The organism is Sphingomonas sp., assembly GCF_039594485.1.
Classification (GTDB): domain Bacteria; phylum Pseudomonadota; class Alphaproteobacteria; order Sphingomonadales; family Sphingomonadaceae; genus Sphingomonas.
This window is the reverse complement of record NZ_JBCNNI010000003.1, coordinates 15,013-30,606: the sequence shown is the minus strand read 5'-3', so window position 1 is coordinate 30,606 and position 15,594 is coordinate 15,013. Positions and strand designations below refer to the sequence as shown.

Below are 15,594 nucleotides of genomic sequence, written 5' to 3'. Positions count from 1 at the left end.
GAAGACATAACCGCAACGGAGCGCTATGAGCGAAACATGCCCCGGCTGCTCCTGTTCAACAAACCCTTCGGGGTCCTATCGCAATTCACGGACCGCGGATCGCCGACGGTTCGGTCGACATTGTCGGACTTCATTGCCGTGAAAGGCGTCTATCCTGCCGGGCGGCTGGATCGGGACAGCGAGGGCCTGCTGCTGTTATGCGACGATGGGCGGTTGCAGGCGCGAATTGCCGATCCCCGCTTCAAGATGCCCAAGACATATCTTGTGCAGGTCGAAGGCGATCCGCAGGACCGGGACCTGGAGCCTTTGCGGCAGGGCCTCCGGCTCAAGGAAGGCATGACCCTGCCAGCCGAGGTTGCGCGTATCGACGAACCGGACCTGTGGCTGCGCGATCCCCCGATACGGCAGCGCAAGGCCATCCCCGACAGTTGGCTGAAGATCACCATCCGCGAAGGGCGCAACCGGCAGGTACGCCGAATGACGGCGGCGGTCGGGTTGCCCACCCTGAGGCTGGTCCGCTGGTCGATCGGCGACTGGTCCGTCGCCGGGATCGCGCCCGGCCAGTTCGAGGTGCTCTCCGGCCCGGGCGACGTTGCCGGCCGCACCTATGACCGATGACACCATTTGGCGGGGAAATGTGAAACGGCCGGCGGGATTGCGGATCACGGCCGTACCTGTTGCCGGTTGCCGCCGACCGTGAAAGCTGATTTGAGGCCTCTCCCAGAGGAGGCTTTGACGCCTTCCATCCGGTTCCTATGCGCTCTGGATGGGTTGCCTCGATCGCGGCGCGACCGGCTTCCTCACCTGAAAGTTCGTATAAAGGCCAATCGGCAGGGTTCTGGATTTCAATGAATTATCGTCACTCCTTCCATGCCGGCAACAGCGCCGATGTCGTGAAGCACAGCCTTTTGATCGCCCTTGTCCGCGCCTTGCAGCAAAAGCAGGGCGCCTTGACCCTGATCGATACCCATGCCGGCTGCGGGCTCTACGATCTTGGCGGCGAGCAGGCCCAACGCACCGGCGAAGCCGCGCAAGGCGTCCTTCGCGCCTTTGCCGACCCGAACCCCTTGCTGGACGACTATCGCGCCGCCGTGCGGGCGGTGAATGTTGGGGCAGAACCGCATCTTTACCCCGGCTCGCCGCAGTTCCTGGCGCAACTCCTGCGCCCGCAGGACGCGCTGATCCTCAATGAGAAGCATCCCGAGGACGCCAGGGCCCTGCGCGGCGCGATGCGCGGTACGCCTGCTGCCGTGCATGAGCGGGATGCCTATGAGCTTTGGCTGGCGATGCTCCCGACCCGTACCGGCCGCGGCGTGGTCGTGGTCGATCCGCCCTATGAGCAGACGGACGAACGCGCCCGCATCACGGCCACCCTCGCCGCGGCTCACCGCAAATGGGCGCATGGCGTGACGGTCATCTGGTATCCGCTGAAAGACCGCGCGACGCATGACCGCTGGAAGGGCCAGTTGCGCAGGCTCGGCATCCCGAAATTCTTGTCGGTGGAGCATTGGCTGTATGATGCCGATCAACCCGGCATTTATAACGGCGCGGGCCTCTTCATCGTCAATCCGCCCTATGCCTTCACGCAGGCGCTGCCGCCCCTGCTGGAAGCCCTCCGCGCCGCGCTGGCGCCGGAAGGGCATAGCGGCGAGATCACAGCGTCCTGGTTGAACGAGTGAGAAGGCGCATAGCCCTAAATCTCGTCATCCGGGCCCATTGGCAACGCTGGTCTGCCTCCAGGTGATCGGCAGGCCCGCAACAACGATCGCGTACCGTCCGTTCGGGCATGGCCGCGAATGCATGGTCGGTCGGCACGGACTTGGTCAGGGGTCGAGTGGGTCCGTCGGATCGACACGCAGCGATCCACGCGAAGGCTTCATCGCGAGCGCGGTAGGAGCGATACGTCCATCGGCTATCGCGGGTTGATAGCCGAGATCCCGCTGGTTGCGTTCGACGAACGCCCGGCTGGCGATCGCGTCGAGATGGGCGGCGTTGCTGACCACCAGCATGTTCCGATCGAGCGGTGCGCCCATGGCGATCAAGAGCCGCGTGGCATTGCGCAGGTTGGTGGTGGTATGCCGGGCATAGGGGTCGACCACGATCGCGTCCGCCGGAATGCCATAGCGCTCCATCAGGGCGCGCCGCATTTCCAGCGCCTCGACATGCGGCGTATCGCGCGGATGCACGGCACCACCGCTGACGATCAGGAACGGCGCCAACCCTTGCGCATGATATGCGGCGGCCACGCGGACATTGACCTTCCCCTTCGCGCTGAGCGGCGTGGTCAGGTCATCCGGCCCGATCCCCAGAACGAGGATCGCCGTATAGCGATAGCGGCGCCAGTCGATCGTTCGCGCACGCTGGAAAGCGGCGGCGTTGTCCCGCTTGTCCAGTGGCTCGAACGCGACCGCCACGTTCTTGTCATTGGCGTCGAGCAAGGCGAGCGCGAGTGACAGGCTGACGTCACCCCCCACGGCCGGATCGCCGCGTTGCGCCTCAGCCATGGTGACCGCCTCGGCGACCCTCGCCGCAAAGGCATCGCTGCCGAACGGCACATCGGGCCCGTCGATCAAGGGGTAACGCGGCAACTTGCCGACGCCGTACACCCGTAGAATCTCGTTCAGCCCGTCCACCTGGCGCCGGACGTCATCGCCATCTTCGCCCGACCGTGCGGCCAAGGCGTCGCGTTCGTTGTCGCGCAGGATCGCCGCTGCGACGACACAGGCCGACACTCCGGCGCAGGCCATGATGCGGCGGTCCCGCGCCTCCCCCGCGAGCGGATGTCCGTGCAATGCAGGAAACAGCCGTGACGCCATCGCCCCCAGTTGCGCATCGCGCACCGGGGCCTCGGCGATGGTGGCCGACGGCAATGCGACGGCGATCGCCATCACCAAGGCCCCGATCCGCATCATGCGGCTCACCAGGCCTTGCTGATGACGAAGCGGACGCTTCGCCCGAAGATCGGACGGCCATAGATCGCATCACGCGAAGTCTGGCCGCTCAGCTGGTCGGTGCGTGGATTGCCCTCGGTCAGCCCCTTGTTGTTGAAGATGTTGTCGCCGACCACCTGGAACTGGAACCCGCCATGGGTCAGCGTCGCCCCCAGCCCGAACGTGTTGTAGGCGGGCAGGCCGGTGTTGTTGAACAGGTCGACATAGCGGCGCCCGACATATTCGTAGCGGCCATAGACCTCCACCTGATCGCCTCCCGCATCGAAGGCAAAGGTCGGGCGGATATTGCCGAACACCTTGGGCTCGCGAATGATCTGCTTTCCGTTGACCGCCGAGGGATCGGCCCCCGAGCTGTTCTGAAGATTCTTATACTTGGGCTCCTGATAGGTGAACGAGCCCGAGACGAAGAACCAGGGCACCGGTGCCAGCGTGCCGTCGACTTCTACGCCCTTGACCTCCGCCTGGCCGATAAAGGGCACTGCCTGGTCGTTACGGCCCGTGGTCGGATTGAAAGCGACGAACGAGGCGTTGAACGGATCGAACTTCGTGTAGAAACCGGTCACGTACAGATAGTTGCGGCCGAAGGACGCCTTCAGCCCGGCCTCATATTGGTCGGCCTGGGTCTTCACCAGCACCGGGTTGATATTGTAATAGCTGGCCGACTGTGGCGGCACCTCCAGATGCGACGCGCGCAGATAGCCGCCGAAATGGGTGCTGACGTCGTAATTGATGCCGATCGTCCAGTTGGTCGCGACCGGGCTATCCTTGCGCGACTGGCGCCCGCCGTCGAAGCTGCGGACATTATTGTCAGCCAGCGTGGTGGGATCGCCGAGATTGGCCGAGGTGGAGGTCAGGCCATAGCCGCTGATATTGTACCATTCGTGGCGAATGCCGCCATCGATGCGCAGGCCCGGCGTCACCTCCCAGGTGTCGTTGGCATAGACCGCATAGACGGTGGAATCGACATTCCCCTGGTTCAGCGTGGTGCCGTAGCGCAGCACACCCTTGTCGGTGACATAGCCCAGCACCGCCCCGCTCGCCGAATAGGCGACGAGGTCCAGTGTCCGGGGCTGGCCGCGCACTTCCATCAGATAGTCCTGATAGACCGCCTTGTTGGTCAACCCATAGGCCGAGGCATAGCCGCCCAGCCGCAGGTCATGCGTGCCGAAGCCGGTGTCGAACTTGCGCGTGACGCTGATATCGCCCTGCCCCGAATAGAAGCGCGAATCGACACCACGATACTGCGCCTGCACGACCAGGCCCGACGCGGCATAGGGGTCATAAACCGACGCGCCATTGGTCGCCGACAGCGCATAGCCCAGCCGCGCCACGGAACCGAACGCGGCATTGGCCGCATTCAGGAAGCCATTGGCGAAGCTGTTGGCATCGACCGGGTTGGAGGTCGAATAGAGCGCGTCGAACGTCAGCTTGCCCTGCGTGTAGCCGGTCTTGGCCGAAAACTGCCAGCCGCCGAACTCGGCGTCATATTGCAGGCCGATATTGCCATATTCCATGTGGCGCCCATCGGCCAGATCGCGCGTCTCGCTCCGCACGACCCCGGCCGAATCCCGGTATTTCAGCGTCACGCCGCGGAAAGCGGGCGAGTTGAGCGTGCCGTGGAAGAAGTCGATATAGGGGTTGAGCGACACCGACGGATTGCGCGGATCGGCGATCGGGATCGGCAGATAGAAGGTGTTGTGGTCGTTCACATAGTTGACGCTGATCTTCAGCGTGCCGTTGTCGAGGTCGCGCTTGATGTTGGCGCGGATCTGGCCGCCGCGATCATTGGGGAAGCCGTTGTCCCGCTGGCCGCCATCCCGACGCAGATAGCCGCCGACCGCATAATAGGTCCGCTCGCCCAGCGGCCCCGCCTGCATCACGTCCAGGCGATAGAGGTCGGTGGTGCCCAGCGTCGCCTGCACCTTGCCGCGCGTGGTGTCGGTGCCGGTCACCGTGATCGAGTTGACGATCGCCGCCGCCTGGCTGGCGAAGATCGGGGCCGGGCCGCCGCGTACCACCTCGACCCGCTCGGTCATCAGATCATAGCGGTTGAGGCTATCGCCGCGGAAGAAATTGCCGTTGATGTCGTTGAACAGCGGCAGGCCGTCCTGCTGGAACACGGCATAGCCGTCATCGGTCGGGATGCCGCGCACGCGGGTGATGTTCTGCACCTCGCCGCCGGTCGCCTCGACCTGGATGCCGGGCAGCTTGCCGAGCAGATCGGCGAAATTGAGCGGGGCCAGCCGCTTCACATCGTCCTGCCCCAGCGAATTGACCGCATAGGACACGTCGAAACGCCGCTGCCGCCGGGCCGAACCGGTCACGATGACGTCCTCGCCGGTCGCGGCCTGCGCCTCGGGTTCGGCCGGGGCGGTATCGGTGGTCGCCGCGCTTGCGGTCTGGGCGGAGGCCAGTTGCGGTGCGGTGATCAGCGCAGCGCTCAAGGCAGTCGCGCACAGCAGCGCCGCTCTGGAAAAGATCATGATGTCCCCCGTTTTGGATCGATTGGCGGTCCCGATGCCAAGCTATCACGACAAATTTATGAAACGGTGGGATTTATCATCGATCCAGATCAACGGGCGCGCGTCGTGACCGTCAACGTGCCGCCTTCCAGCAGCATCCGGTGAGCCACACGCCAATCGTCCAGCGCGCGGCCATTCCAGTCGGCGCGAAGGATGGCACCGTCACGCGGGCCCTGCCGGAGGACCGTCACGCGTCGCCCATGGCCCATATCGATCGTCGCCCGCGAAAAGCTCGGCACCGTTACCATATACCAGGGCTCGCCAGGCACCAGCGGATACAGGCCGAGCGTGGCGAAGACATACCAGGCGGTCATCGCCCCCGCGTCATCGTCCATGCCATCGGCGAAACCCTGCGGCGCCAACGCGAAGCTGCGCCCGATGAAGGGCTGTGGCAACTTGCCAGCATTGGTATAGGGATGCGCCATCGGCCGGGTGAGTATGGTCCGAACAAGATCCGCGGTCGCCTGCGGTTCACCCGCCGCCGCGAACAGCCAGGGCACCTGGATATCCGGCTCGTTGGTCATGTTGAACAGACCGGCGTCGAAAAAATGATGCAGTTGCGCCAGCCACTCGCGCTTGCCGACCGTCGCGACCATCCAGTCGAGATCGAAGACGGGCGCCCAGCGATATTGCCACAGCGTCCCCTGATACAGTCCGCGTGCCTTGACCGTGTCACCGTCCGCCCCCGGCGTCTCGAACACGGAGCGCCACATCGGGCGATAGCCATAAGCCTGCGTCAAAAATCGCCGGGCGGTCGCCTCGTCCCCCAGGTCATGGGCCAGTTGCGCGGTGGCCCAGTCGTCATAGGCCGCCTCGATCTGCTGGTCAGGCGTCTCGCGTTGCAGCGTCGCGCTATCGGCGACCATGCCCTTCAGCGCGGCCGGGGCATCGAAACCGGCGATGCCCTTGCGTCGCATGTCCAGCAGCGCGATCCCGGCATGTTCGGTACGGACCGTCAGAAACGGCTCGGCCATCGTCGCCCATTGCGCCTTGCCACGGATATAGAGGTCGGCGAGCGAGCGGGCGATATCCTGGCTTCGGTCCGGTTGCAGCAGGGCGAGCAGCGGCAATTGCGTCCGGTAATTGTCCCATAGCGACCAACTGGCATAGCGCGTCTGCCCGGCAGGTGAGCGGGCGACCGTCCCGTCATTCTCGCGGTGACGGCCATCGGGATCGTCGATCGCCACGGGTGTCTGGAAGACGCGAAACAGCGAGGTGTAGAAGAGCGCGCGCTCGGTCCGCGTACCTTCCGGGCGGACCTTTCCAAGAACATCGTTCCAGGCAATGCGCGTGGCCGCCGCGATGGTTTGGAAACGCCGGCGCCCCAATTCCCGCTCGCGAACGCGCGCGGCACCATCGTCGTCGACGCTTGACAAGCCTGTCGCCAGCTCGATCACGTCGCCCCGCCGCACGGTCAGATCCAGTGTCGCGAGGCCGCCTTTCACGGCCATTGCGCGGTGAAGCGGACGACCGTTCAACGTCACGCGGCTGGACGAAAAGAGGCGATAGAGCCCTTTGTCGCACACCGTGCCCGCCGCCATCTCGGCGCGCAGATCGTCGCTGTTGGTGGTGCGCCACAAGGCGGAGGCGCGCTTGGCATAGCTATGCTGTGCATCGATCCGCAGCACCACCTGTCCCGAGCGAGCGGCGGTAAAGCGCAGGAGCCCCGCCCCTCGCGTGGCGGTGACCTCCGCCGTCAGGCCACCGTCATAGGCCACCCGGTAGAAGCCGGCCCGGGCACGCTCGCTACGCTTGTCCATCACCGCCGGGCCGCTTGCGCCTGCCGGACGCAACGACACGAGCAGGTCGCCACCCCCACCCCCGCAACCGACGCCGACGCCGCGCGTGAAGGAGAAACCGTGCAGCCGATCCGCTGCGAAATCATAGCCTGCGTGATTGGCGGGATCGGTATCTGGACCAAGCTGCACCATGCCGAACGGCGCCACCGCGGCGGGCGTCAACTGCCCGAAATCCGCCAGCGTCCCGACAAACGGATCGACCAGATCAGCAGGATCGTCGCGCCCCAGCGCAGGCGTTGCGACCATGACCAGCGCGGCCGCCATCATCGATCTCATGGGCATGATTCCTCGTTCGTCGCTTCGTCGCGCCAAACGTAACGTGATAGGGGCCTATCTTGACAATGCCATGACCTGCTGGCCGAGTTGTCTCGGGATCGGCACCCTGCCCTCTGACTCTGCGCCACGACGCGGGCGCATCTCGACCATATCCTCAAAGAGCGCCCTCCATTCGGGGCCAGCTATGCTTGGTCCGGGTTGTCAGCTCGTGCATTACACATCTTTGACAATTGGCGGCCTTTCACGAGCGCTCAAAACCCCTGGCTGAGCGCCCCGTCCTCATCGCACGACCGTCCTGCCGGCATTCCACAGCAGGATCGTTGACAACGTATAGACGATGAAGAACCCGACATTGAGAACGGCCGCGAAGAACCATTGCCCGACCGGCGGCGGTAGCGCCGCGCCGATAGCCGAGAACAGCAGCGGCGTGATGGGATTGAGGATGATCGCCGACCAGCGGGGATAATGGGTCGGGCGAGCAAGGATGGTGGCGCACAACAGCGCCATGCCGAGGGCAAGCGGGATCACCGCAAGAAACCACGCGGCAGCTTGCATCTGGCTGAATTGCGCCCCCAGCGTCAGCAGCGTGGGATGCGCGCCGGCAGGAAGCGCCGGGATCGCCTTGTACACCATGGCGGGGTAGTAGAAGGACGCATGGCCGAGCGGCGACCAGGCATTGGCGCAGAAGAGCAGTCCAAAGGCGGCGAAGGGCAGGATGCCCCCCGCCGGTTTCAGGCCCTGATAGAGATGCCAGCTCCCGGCAAGATACAGCGGGATCGACAGGTTGGCGATCATCGCTCCCGCCGCGAGCCTGGGCTCGTCGAATGGCAGCATCCATGCCAGCGCCTTGAAGGGTATGCGGTCGGCATAGTCGCGCAACAACAACGGGAATTGATCGGGCGATGCCGTGCCGCCGACCAGCAGGACATCGCCGATCGCCCAGCAGATCGCACCGAGGACGCCGGCGATACCGGCGGCTCGGATCGCGAGAATGTTCATGCCATGCTCCTTTCGTAAGATGGTCCTGTCGCAGCGACGGTCATGCCACGGCGACACGAGGAATGGCCCAGACGCTGTCGCGCGGCCCCGCCACGGACCGCCGCCGGGCGGCGCGCGCCATCATGGCGAAACCGCCCGCGCCGAGGATCGCGATCAGATCGACCAGTCGGCTCGCACCGGGATGGTTCCAGCCATGGGCGATTGCGGGCGACAGGAGCGTGGTGAGCGGAATGGCGGCGGTCGCCCCGGCGGCGAGCCACAGCAATTCCGATCCGCTGCGCGCCGCACCGCGTGCAAGCGCCCAGATGATGGCGGCGGCGAACACCAGATAGTAGATGCGGCTATGCCATGCGGCGAGATCGCCTCCGTCGGCGGGCAGCCACTTGGCAGCGGCGATCGTCAGCGAGATTCCGGCGATGCAGCCCAGCGGTACGCCCACCGTCAGGCTCCCGAGGATGCGGGTGGCGCGGGTCTGCGTCACCGCGCCCGCCTTGCGCTCCTTGCGACGGCGGCTCTCGATCCACAGCAGATTGCCCGAGTAGAACAGGAACGCACCGGCAAGACCGAGCAGGAAATAGGACCAGCGCACGGGCGCACCGCCAAAACTGCCGAAATGCAGCGTGAAGAAGGACGTGACCGCCGCGAACCACGGCCCCTGACGCCCCGGCATATAGTCTGCCCCGGTAATCGCACCCGTACGGGTATCGATCTCCGCCAGGCCATAGGTCGGCGCGCGCATCCCGTAGCGCGAGTCGACCCCGGTGATATCACCGTGCGCGCCCTTCTTCGCGTCGTGCCGATACGTGATCGAGCGCAGCGCAAAGCCGGGCGCCTGCGCCGCGATACGCCGTTGCAGTTCAGCGGGCGACAATGTGCCGCGCACCGCCTCGAACGCAGGCGGCTGCGGCGGACGGGGCGGTGCCGGGGGTCGCCGCTCGACCTTGGCCGCGCCGACCTGATACACCGCGCCCTGCATGTCGTAGATCTGGTCGTGAAAGGCGAAGATGACGGCGCTGATCGCCATGACGATGTGGAACGGCAAGCTGAACAGCCCGAGCAGATTGTGCAGGTCGAGCCACATCCGCTTGACGTTCTTGCCGAAGCGCAGCGCGAACAGGTCCTTCACCAGACTGGGCAGCAAACAGATGACGCCGGAGATGATCGCGACGGCATAAAGCAGCGAGATCACGCCCATGACCGGCATCGCCGCGCTGCGGCTGAGCGGCAGACCGACCTTCTGGTGGAGCACGTCGACGAATTCCGCGATCGGCGAGGCGTCCTGCCGCACCACCTGCAACGCCCCATCGGGCGCCAGCGCGGCGAGGAAGGTCGGGCCGGGCGCGCGGCGGTTGCCGGTGGTCCAGCTCAGCCGGGCAGGCTGATCGGGGCCGGTCTCGAAATGCACGGTATAGGCGGAGCGCGCGTCGGGACGGGCGCGCAACACCGTCTCGATCAGCGCGGGCGTCCGATCGAGCGAGGGCGGGGCTGGGATGCTGGTCGGCGCGGATGCCCAGCGATTCAGCGGCTCCGCGAACATCGTGATCGCCCCGGCATAAAAGGCGATGAACAGCGCCAGCCCCGCGATGATGCCGACCCAGCTATGCACGTCCTTATAGGTCTTTACGATATCCGTCCGCATCGGCGATCACCCGAGAAGAAGGCGCGCGGCGACATAGAGCGCCCAGGCCAGCAGATTGGCGAGCGCGAGCCAGCCCCATGCTCGCGCGCCGCTGCGAAACAGGAAGCAGAGACCGAGGATCGCGCACCACATCGGCGACGCCAGCCACATGGCGAGTTGCCGCTGCGCGCCGAACACATCGTCGTCGGTCGCGCAAAGGGTCGCGAAGGTGCAGGTCAGCGCCAGCGTCAGGGTGAAGCCGAGGACGGTGGCGGCCGATGCCTTGCCGAACCAGTCGCGACTGGTGAGCGGTGCACGGCTCATCGCGCGGCCTCCCGCCGGAACCGCCACCAGCGGACGACCGCTGGCACGATGCTCCACACCAGCATCGCGCCCGTCGCCCAGGTGAAGACCGCGGTCGCCGGGCCCTGTACCGTCAGCAGCAGGACCAGCGCGGTCAGCAGGAGCAAGGCTCCGACCACCCGACAGAGAGGACCGGCGACGTCGTGCCGCACCAGCACCTGATGCGGCGCGCTGGCATAAAGGCACAATGCCCCGCCAATCGTGGCCAGGGCGGCGCACCACCCGACGATCATCGTTCCGCTCCCGCAAAAGCGAAGCGGATCGCCGGTGCCATGGCGACCAGCATGGTCGTTCCGTGCGACTGACCCGGCAGCGACAGGAATTGCGCCCGATCCGCGCGCGCGCCACGCGCGAGCGACCGGGTCAGTTCGGCGGGCGACGCGGCGGCATCGTCGCCCTCGGCGATCAGGATACGCGGTGCGTTTGTCGCGGCAGCGGCTTCGCGTGCAATCAGACCATCACCGAACCACAGCGACGGACTGACCGCGACGACGCCATCGAACATCGCCGGTCGCGTCAATGCCGCATGCAGCCCGAGCAGACCGCCGAAACTGTGCCCGAGCAACGTCTCCCGCGACGGATCGACCCGCCACCGCTGGCGGACCATCGGCTGCACCCGCCGCTCAACGAAATCGAGAAACGCTTCGGCTCCGCCCGTTGCAAGGCCGCTGGCAGGTCGGTTCGCGGGGATCGCCCAGCCCGGCGTCGCGGGCGTATAGTCGCGGGTGCGGCGTGGCAAAGGCCCGGCCGCGATCCCGACGACGATGCCCTCGGAGACGCCCGCCCGCGCCCCCGCACGGGCCAATCGGCGGGCCGTGAGCGCAGCGATCGCGAAATTGTCCTCGCCGTCCAGCACGTAGAGGACCGGATAGCCGGCGGGCGGTGGAGGTCCCTCCGGCCAGGCGATCATGATGTGATACGCCTCACCGTTTTCGGCATGAACGACCTGCTCGACGCTGCGTGGCAGCGTGTAGGGCGTCTCCGCCGGTGCCTTCTCCGCCATCGGCACAGCGGGCGCTGCCAGCGCAAGCATGACGGCCGCGAACACGCTCACCACCGGTATTGCAGCCGCAGGTTCAGCGTCCGTCCCGACCCGTAATAACAGGAGGCCGCCGACGAACACAGCGCGACATAGCGATGATTGGTCAGGTTGCGCGCATTGACCGACAGGATGATACCGCTGGCAAAGGCCTTGCGCAGGAACAGGTCGTACAGCGTGTAGCCGGGCACGCGGTACGCATTGGCGGTGTCGCCATAGGAAATGCCGACATAGCGCACCCCGCCGCCCAGCCCGAAGCCGCCCAGCAGCCCGTCCTCGGCAAAGCGATAGTCCGCGAACAGCGAGCCCATCCACTCAGGGACCTGCGTCAACCGGTTACCCTGTTGCCCCCGAGGGCCCCGCGTGATCTCGCTGTCCATGTAGGTGCCGGTCGCAATCATGCTGAGGCCGCCGACCAGCGTCGCCTTGCCCTCCAGTTCGATCCCCCGGATGCGCCCCTGCCCGGTCTGGACCTGGCAGGTGCTGCCGGCGCAGACATGGCTTTCGTCGGGGTCGGGGCTGGCGAGATTGTTCTGGGTAAGCTGATACACAGCCGCGGTGAGCAGCGCGTTGCTGCCGCGCGGCTGATATTTGACGCCCGCCTCATATTGCTCGCCCGTCGTCGGCTTGAACGGCGTGCCGTCGAAATACTGGCCGGTCGTCGGCTGGAACGACGTGGAATAGCTGGCATAGGGCGCGATGCCGCTCGGCGAAACCCAGGTCGCGCCCGCCCGCCATGTCAGCTTGTCGGCCTTGGTCAGCGTCACCGGGTCGGTGGTGCCGGTGGCCAATTCGTTCACCTGATGGTTCTTCGCCCAGTCGTAGCGCGCGCCCAGCGTGACATGGAGCTGGCCGAGCTTGATCTGATCCTGGCCATAGGCCCCGACCTGCTCCAGCCGTGCGTTCATATAAACCTGCGGAGCGAGCGCCTGGAATATCCGGCCCACCCCCTGCGACACGGGGTTGAAAATGTCGGGCATCGGCGGAACGTTCGTCGACAGGTCGCGCAGGTGCCGCCATTCGGTGTCGAGCATGTCGACGCCAACCAGCACGCGGTGCGCCAACGGACCGGTGTCGATACGGCCTTCCAACTTGGTATCCAGGCCATAGCCGTCGGAATGACCGATACCCCGTACAGCGCGACGATTGATCGTCTGTCCGTTGGCCAGCGTTCCCCCGCGCAGCACGGTGCCTTGGAACAGCGTCTCGACGCGGGTGTAACGGCCATTCTGCTGGAGTTCGAACTGGTCAGAGAAGGCGTGGCGCAACTCGTACCCGAGCAAATACTCGTTGCGGTCATAGGTATTGAATTGCGGCTCGCCCAGGAATGCGTCGAGGCGGATATGGCGCCCGCCCGCACCCGGCTGCTGCGACCCGACATAGGGCAGGAACTGGAAGGTCGATCCCCCCTCGTCGCGCTGATACTGGCCCATCACCGTGATGCTGGTGGCGGCATCGGGCACCCAGGAGAAGCTGGGTGCGATATAGTAGCGCCCGGTCTTGATCGCATCGATCTGGGCATCGCCATAGCGCGCGAGGCCGACGAGCCGCGCGCGGATCGTGCCGTCGGCGTTGAGCGGCCCCGACACGTCCGCCGCGCCCTGATACTGCCATTTTCCGAGGTCGGTGAACCCTGCCCCCTGCAGCATGATCTCGCCACGCGGTTTCGCGGTCGGGCGCTTCGTCACGAGATTGACGATGCCACCGGGCGCCACCTGCCCGAACAGGACCGCCGAGGGGCCTTTCAGCACCTCGATCTGCTGGAGCGCGAAGGGATCGAACGCAGTGCGCGTCCATTGGCCGCCCGCGGGCAGGCGAATACCGTCGAGGAAGAGATTGTCGCTGAAGCTGCCGGCCGCAAAGCCCCGCACCGAGAAGCTGTCGGCGCGGCTGTCGATGCCGTCCTGCTCGGCCTGGACCCCGGCGGTATAGGCGAGCGCCTCGGTGACGCTGTGGACCGCCCGGACGTCGAGTTCCTCGCGAGTGATGACCGAAATGGATTGCGGCACCTCGATCAGGCGGGTCGCGGTCTTCGTGCCCGACGTCGCCTGGGTCTGTCCCGTCGCCGTCACCACGATATCCTTATCGCGCAATGCGTCGCCGTTATTCTCCTGCGCCACGACCGGCGATGCCGCCGACGACAGCAGCAACCCAACACCCCAATAAATCTTCATAGGTCCCCCGCCCCTTTGATGCCCGCCGTCCCCGGCGGTGCTTCCCTGAAAGCAACGAGCGCTCCCTAGCTATTACGGATAATGCAAGTCAATCGCATTTGACAAGTTGATGTGATGGTTGGGATGTTTGGAACCGCGCCTGCCCTTCCGGGGCCCCTCGACCGACCGGCGTGTTGACGATGGGTAGCAGCGGTTGTCCGATGAGCGGCAAACCGTCCACTTGAAGCCGCCCGATCACCAGCGCGGTATAACCCGGTGTCCAACATTACAGCCGGAGCGCGAGTTGCGGCTTCACATCGTCACGCCAGCGCCCTCAGACCTGGCACACGTCTTCACGTCCGCATTCCGATCCCCCCCTTGATGCCGCGGCTTCGTCGAACCCGTCTTTGTGACATGCTGCATCAACGTGATCGTACAGCTCGGACTGACATCGAACCGGCCTACCCTTTGCCTGATGAGCAGAACACATCAGAACATGACAGATTTTCGCTTGGACGGCCCCGTAACGACATGCGAGCCTTGGCTTTGTCGTTCTGGAGGCCCGCCATGTCCCGCCCGTTTCGTTTTCCCGCCTGGTTCGCGCTGGCCATCGCACTATTCGCCGCCCTGCCCTCCGCCACCCTGTCCGCTGCCCTGCCGGACGATCCGGGAAACCGGATCGATGGGTCGCCGGTGATCGAGAAGCTGGATGTCGCCGCCCTGCCACCTGGCAAGACGCGACTGTGGCTTCGGGTCGACGACAATGACATCGGACAGGGATATTACGTGCCGATCGTGGTGGTGAAGGGTACGCAGCCCGGCCCCCGCTTCCTGCTGACCGCCGGCATCCATGGCGACGAACTGAACGGCATCGGCGTGATCCACCAGTTGGTCGAAGGGCTCGATCCGGCGGTCATGAAGGGAACGCTCATCGCCGTGCCGGGCCTGAACGCGCCGGGCCTGCGCAATTCGACGCGCGCCTTTACTGGCAGTCACCATGGTACGGGCGAAAATCTTAACCGCCTGATCCCCCAGGATCCCTATGCGCATGGCGACGAAGGAAATGCGGCGCAACGCTATGCCCGACGGCTATGGTCGCAGCTCTTCATCGGCAACACCGATTTCGCGATCGACCTGCATACCCAGTCGCGCGGGGGCGCCTATCCGGCCTATGTCTTTGTCGCAACCCCCGCCGCCAAGCGGATCGCGATGATGCTGCGGCCCGACAGCGCCTATGTGAATGCCGGCATCAACGGCGCGGTGGAGGACATGCTGAACGCCAATGCCATCCCCGCCGTCACCTATGAACTCGGCGGCGCTGAGGTGTTCGACAGCGCCATGATCGCGCGCGGCCTGCGGGGCGTGCGCAACGTGATGATCGACCGGGGAATGCTGCCGGGCAAACCCGACCTTCGCGATCCAGAACCGTTCCTCGGCAATGTCGTCACCAATGTCGACAGCCCGCGCGGCGGATGGGCGCAGGTGCGCGTGCAACTGAACCAGTATGTGAAGAAGGGCGATGTGCTGGCGATCGTCACCGACCCGTTCGGACGGACGATCGCCACGCTGACCGCGCCGCTCGATGCACGGGTCGCAGGCATGGGCACCGACCCGCGCACCCAGCCGGGCGACATGGTCGTCCGCCTGCTGTCCTGGGACGACAGCCTGCCGTGCAAGCGCGACGGGTGCCCCTCGACCGTTACGCCGATCGAGACGCATTGAGGCCATTCGCTTCATTCCCATCCGTCATCAACAGATGATGCCATTGCGTTTGTCCACGCCCTATTCCGGGTCCAGTAAGGCAATCGCGTGAACCGACTGCACAGGCCTGGCGCTGAAGTGCCCACCTGCCGCCGGATTACCGAATCGATGAT

At 65.5% G+C, this 15,594-nt stretch carries 12 protein-coding genes; 3 read left to right on the top strand and 9 right to left on the bottom strand.

Features of this window, described 5'->3' with window-relative positions:
- Positions 1-36: 36 nt before the first annotated feature.
- The gene (locus ABDV78_RS01910; protein WP_343525492.1) at positions 37-618 is read left to right on the top strand and encodes a pseudouridine synthase; all 582 of its coding nucleotides are present in this window, start codon (positions 37-39) and stop codon (positions 616-618) included.
- Positions 619-848: 230 nt separating this feature from the next.
- Positions 849-1,679: a 23S rRNA (adenine(2030)-N(6))-methyltransferase RlmJ gene (rlmJ, locus tag ABDV78_RS01905; protein WP_343525491.1), complete on the top strand. Its 831-nt coding sequence runs from the start codon at positions 849-851 to the stop codon at positions 1,677-1,679.
- Positions 1,680-1,823: 144 nt separating this feature from the next.
- On the opposite strand, the gene ABDV78_RS01900 is transcribed toward rlmJ, so the two are convergent.
- The 9 genes from ABDV78_RS01900 to ABDV78_RS01860 form a co-directional block, all read right to left on the bottom strand.
- On the bottom strand, positions 1,824-2,912 hold the full coding sequence (locus tag ABDV78_RS01900) for a YdcF family protein (RefSeq protein WP_343525577.1): 1,089 nt from the start codon (positions 2,910-2,912) through the stop codon (positions 1,824-1,826).
- A gap of 5 nt (positions 2,913-2,917) precedes the next feature.
- Positions 2,918-5,434 (bottom strand): TonB-dependent receptor, encoded by a 2,517-nt coding sequence (locus tag ABDV78_RS01895; RefSeq protein WP_343525490.1) that lies wholly within the window; start codon positions 5,432-5,434, stop codon positions 2,918-2,920.
- An 89-nt stretch (positions 5,435-5,523) separates the two neighbouring features.
- Positions 5,524-7,548, bottom strand: a complete 2,025-nt coding sequence (locus tag ABDV78_RS01890; protein ID WP_343525489.1) for a glycoside hydrolase domain-containing protein — start codon at positions 7,546-7,548, stop codon at positions 5,524-5,526.
- Between the two features lie 279 nt (positions 7,549-7,827).
- On the bottom strand, positions 7,828-8,547 hold the full coding sequence (locus ABDV78_RS01885; RefSeq protein ID WP_343525488.1) for a DUF6796 family protein: 720 nt from the start codon (positions 8,545-8,547) through the stop codon (positions 7,828-7,830).
- Between the two features lie 40 nt (positions 8,548-8,587).
- A complete protein-coding gene (locus ABDV78_RS01880; protein WP_343525487.1) occupies positions 8,588-10,186 on the bottom strand; it encodes a PepSY-associated TM helix domain-containing protein in 1,599 nt (532 codons plus the stop codon).
- Positions 10,187-10,192: 6 nt separating this feature from the next.
- Complete coding sequence (locus ABDV78_RS01875) at positions 10,193-10,489, bottom strand: hypothetical protein (RefSeq protein ID WP_343525486.1); 297 nt, start codon at positions 10,487-10,489, stop codon at positions 10,193-10,195.
- Positions 10,486-10,761 (bottom strand): hypothetical protein, encoded by a 276-nt coding sequence (locus tag ABDV78_RS01870; protein WP_343525484.1) that lies wholly within the window; start codon positions 10,759-10,761, stop codon positions 10,486-10,488. The genes ABDV78_RS01875 and ABDV78_RS01870 overlap by 4 nt, the downstream gene beginning before the upstream one ends.
- Positions 10,758-11,582, bottom strand: a complete 825-nt coding sequence (locus ABDV78_RS01865) for an alpha/beta hydrolase-fold protein (RefSeq protein WP_343525483.1) — start codon at positions 11,580-11,582, stop codon at positions 10,758-10,760. Before ABDV78_RS01865 ends, ABDV78_RS01870 begins: the two co-directional genes overlap by 4 nt.
- Positions 11,579-13,741, bottom strand: a complete 2,163-nt coding sequence (locus ABDV78_RS01860; RefSeq protein WP_343525482.1) for a TonB-dependent siderophore receptor — start codon at positions 13,739-13,741, stop codon at positions 11,579-11,581. Before ABDV78_RS01860 ends, ABDV78_RS01865 begins: the two co-directional genes overlap by 4 nt.
- Positions 13,742-14,287: 546 nt before the next feature.
- On the opposite strand from ABDV78_RS01860, the gene ABDV78_RS01855 reads away from it, so the two are divergent.
- Positions 14,288-15,442 (top strand): succinylglutamate desuccinylase/aspartoacylase family protein, encoded by a 1,155-nt coding sequence (locus ABDV78_RS01855; RefSeq protein ID WP_343525480.1) that lies wholly within the window; start codon positions 14,288-14,290, stop codon positions 15,440-15,442.
- The last annotated feature ends 152 nt before the right edge of the window (positions 15,443-15,594 follow it).

Bases quoted from the DNA above. Each gene is read 5' to 3' on its own strand.
- ABDV78_RS01910 (WP_343525492.1), top strand. From the start codon at position 37: ATGCCCCGGCTGCTCCTGTTCAACAAACCCTTCGGGGTCCTATCGCAA.
- rlmJ (WP_343525491.1), top strand. From the start codon at position 849: ATGAATTATCGTCACTCCTTCCATGCCGGCAACAGCGCCGATGTCGTG.
- ABDV78_RS01900 (WP_343525577.1), bottom strand. From the start codon at position 2,912: ATGATGCGGATCGGGGCCTTGGTGATGGCGATCGCCGTCGCATTGCCG.
- ABDV78_RS01895 (WP_343525490.1), bottom strand. From the start codon at position 5,434: ATGATCTTTTCCAGAGCGGCGCTGCTGTGCGCGACTGCCTTGAGCGCT.
- ABDV78_RS01890 (WP_343525489.1), bottom strand. From the start codon at position 7,548: ATGAGATCGATGATGGCGGCCGCGCTGGTCATGGTCGCAACGCCTGCG.
- ABDV78_RS01885 (WP_343525488.1), bottom strand. From the start codon at position 8,547: ATGAACATTCTCGCGATCCGAGCCGCCGGTATCGCCGGCGTCCTCGGT.
- ABDV78_RS01880 (WP_343525487.1), bottom strand. From the start codon at position 10,186: ATGCGGACGGATATCGTAAAGACCTATAAGGACGTGCATAGCTGGGTC.
- ABDV78_RS01875 (WP_343525486.1), bottom strand. From the start codon at position 10,489: ATGAGCCGTGCACCGCTCACCAGTCGCGACTGGTTCGGCAAGGCATCG.
- ABDV78_RS01870 (WP_343525484.1), bottom strand. From the start codon at position 10,761: ATGATCGTCGGGTGGTGCGCCGCCCTGGCCACGATTGGCGGGGCATTG.
- ABDV78_RS01860 (WP_343525482.1), bottom strand. From the start codon at position 13,741: ATGAAGATTTATTGGGGTGTTGGGTTGCTGCTGTCGTCGGCGGCATCG.
- ABDV78_RS01855 (WP_343525480.1), top strand. From the start codon at position 14,288: ATGTCCCGCCCGTTTCGTTTTCCCGCCTGGTTCGCGCTGGCCATCGCA.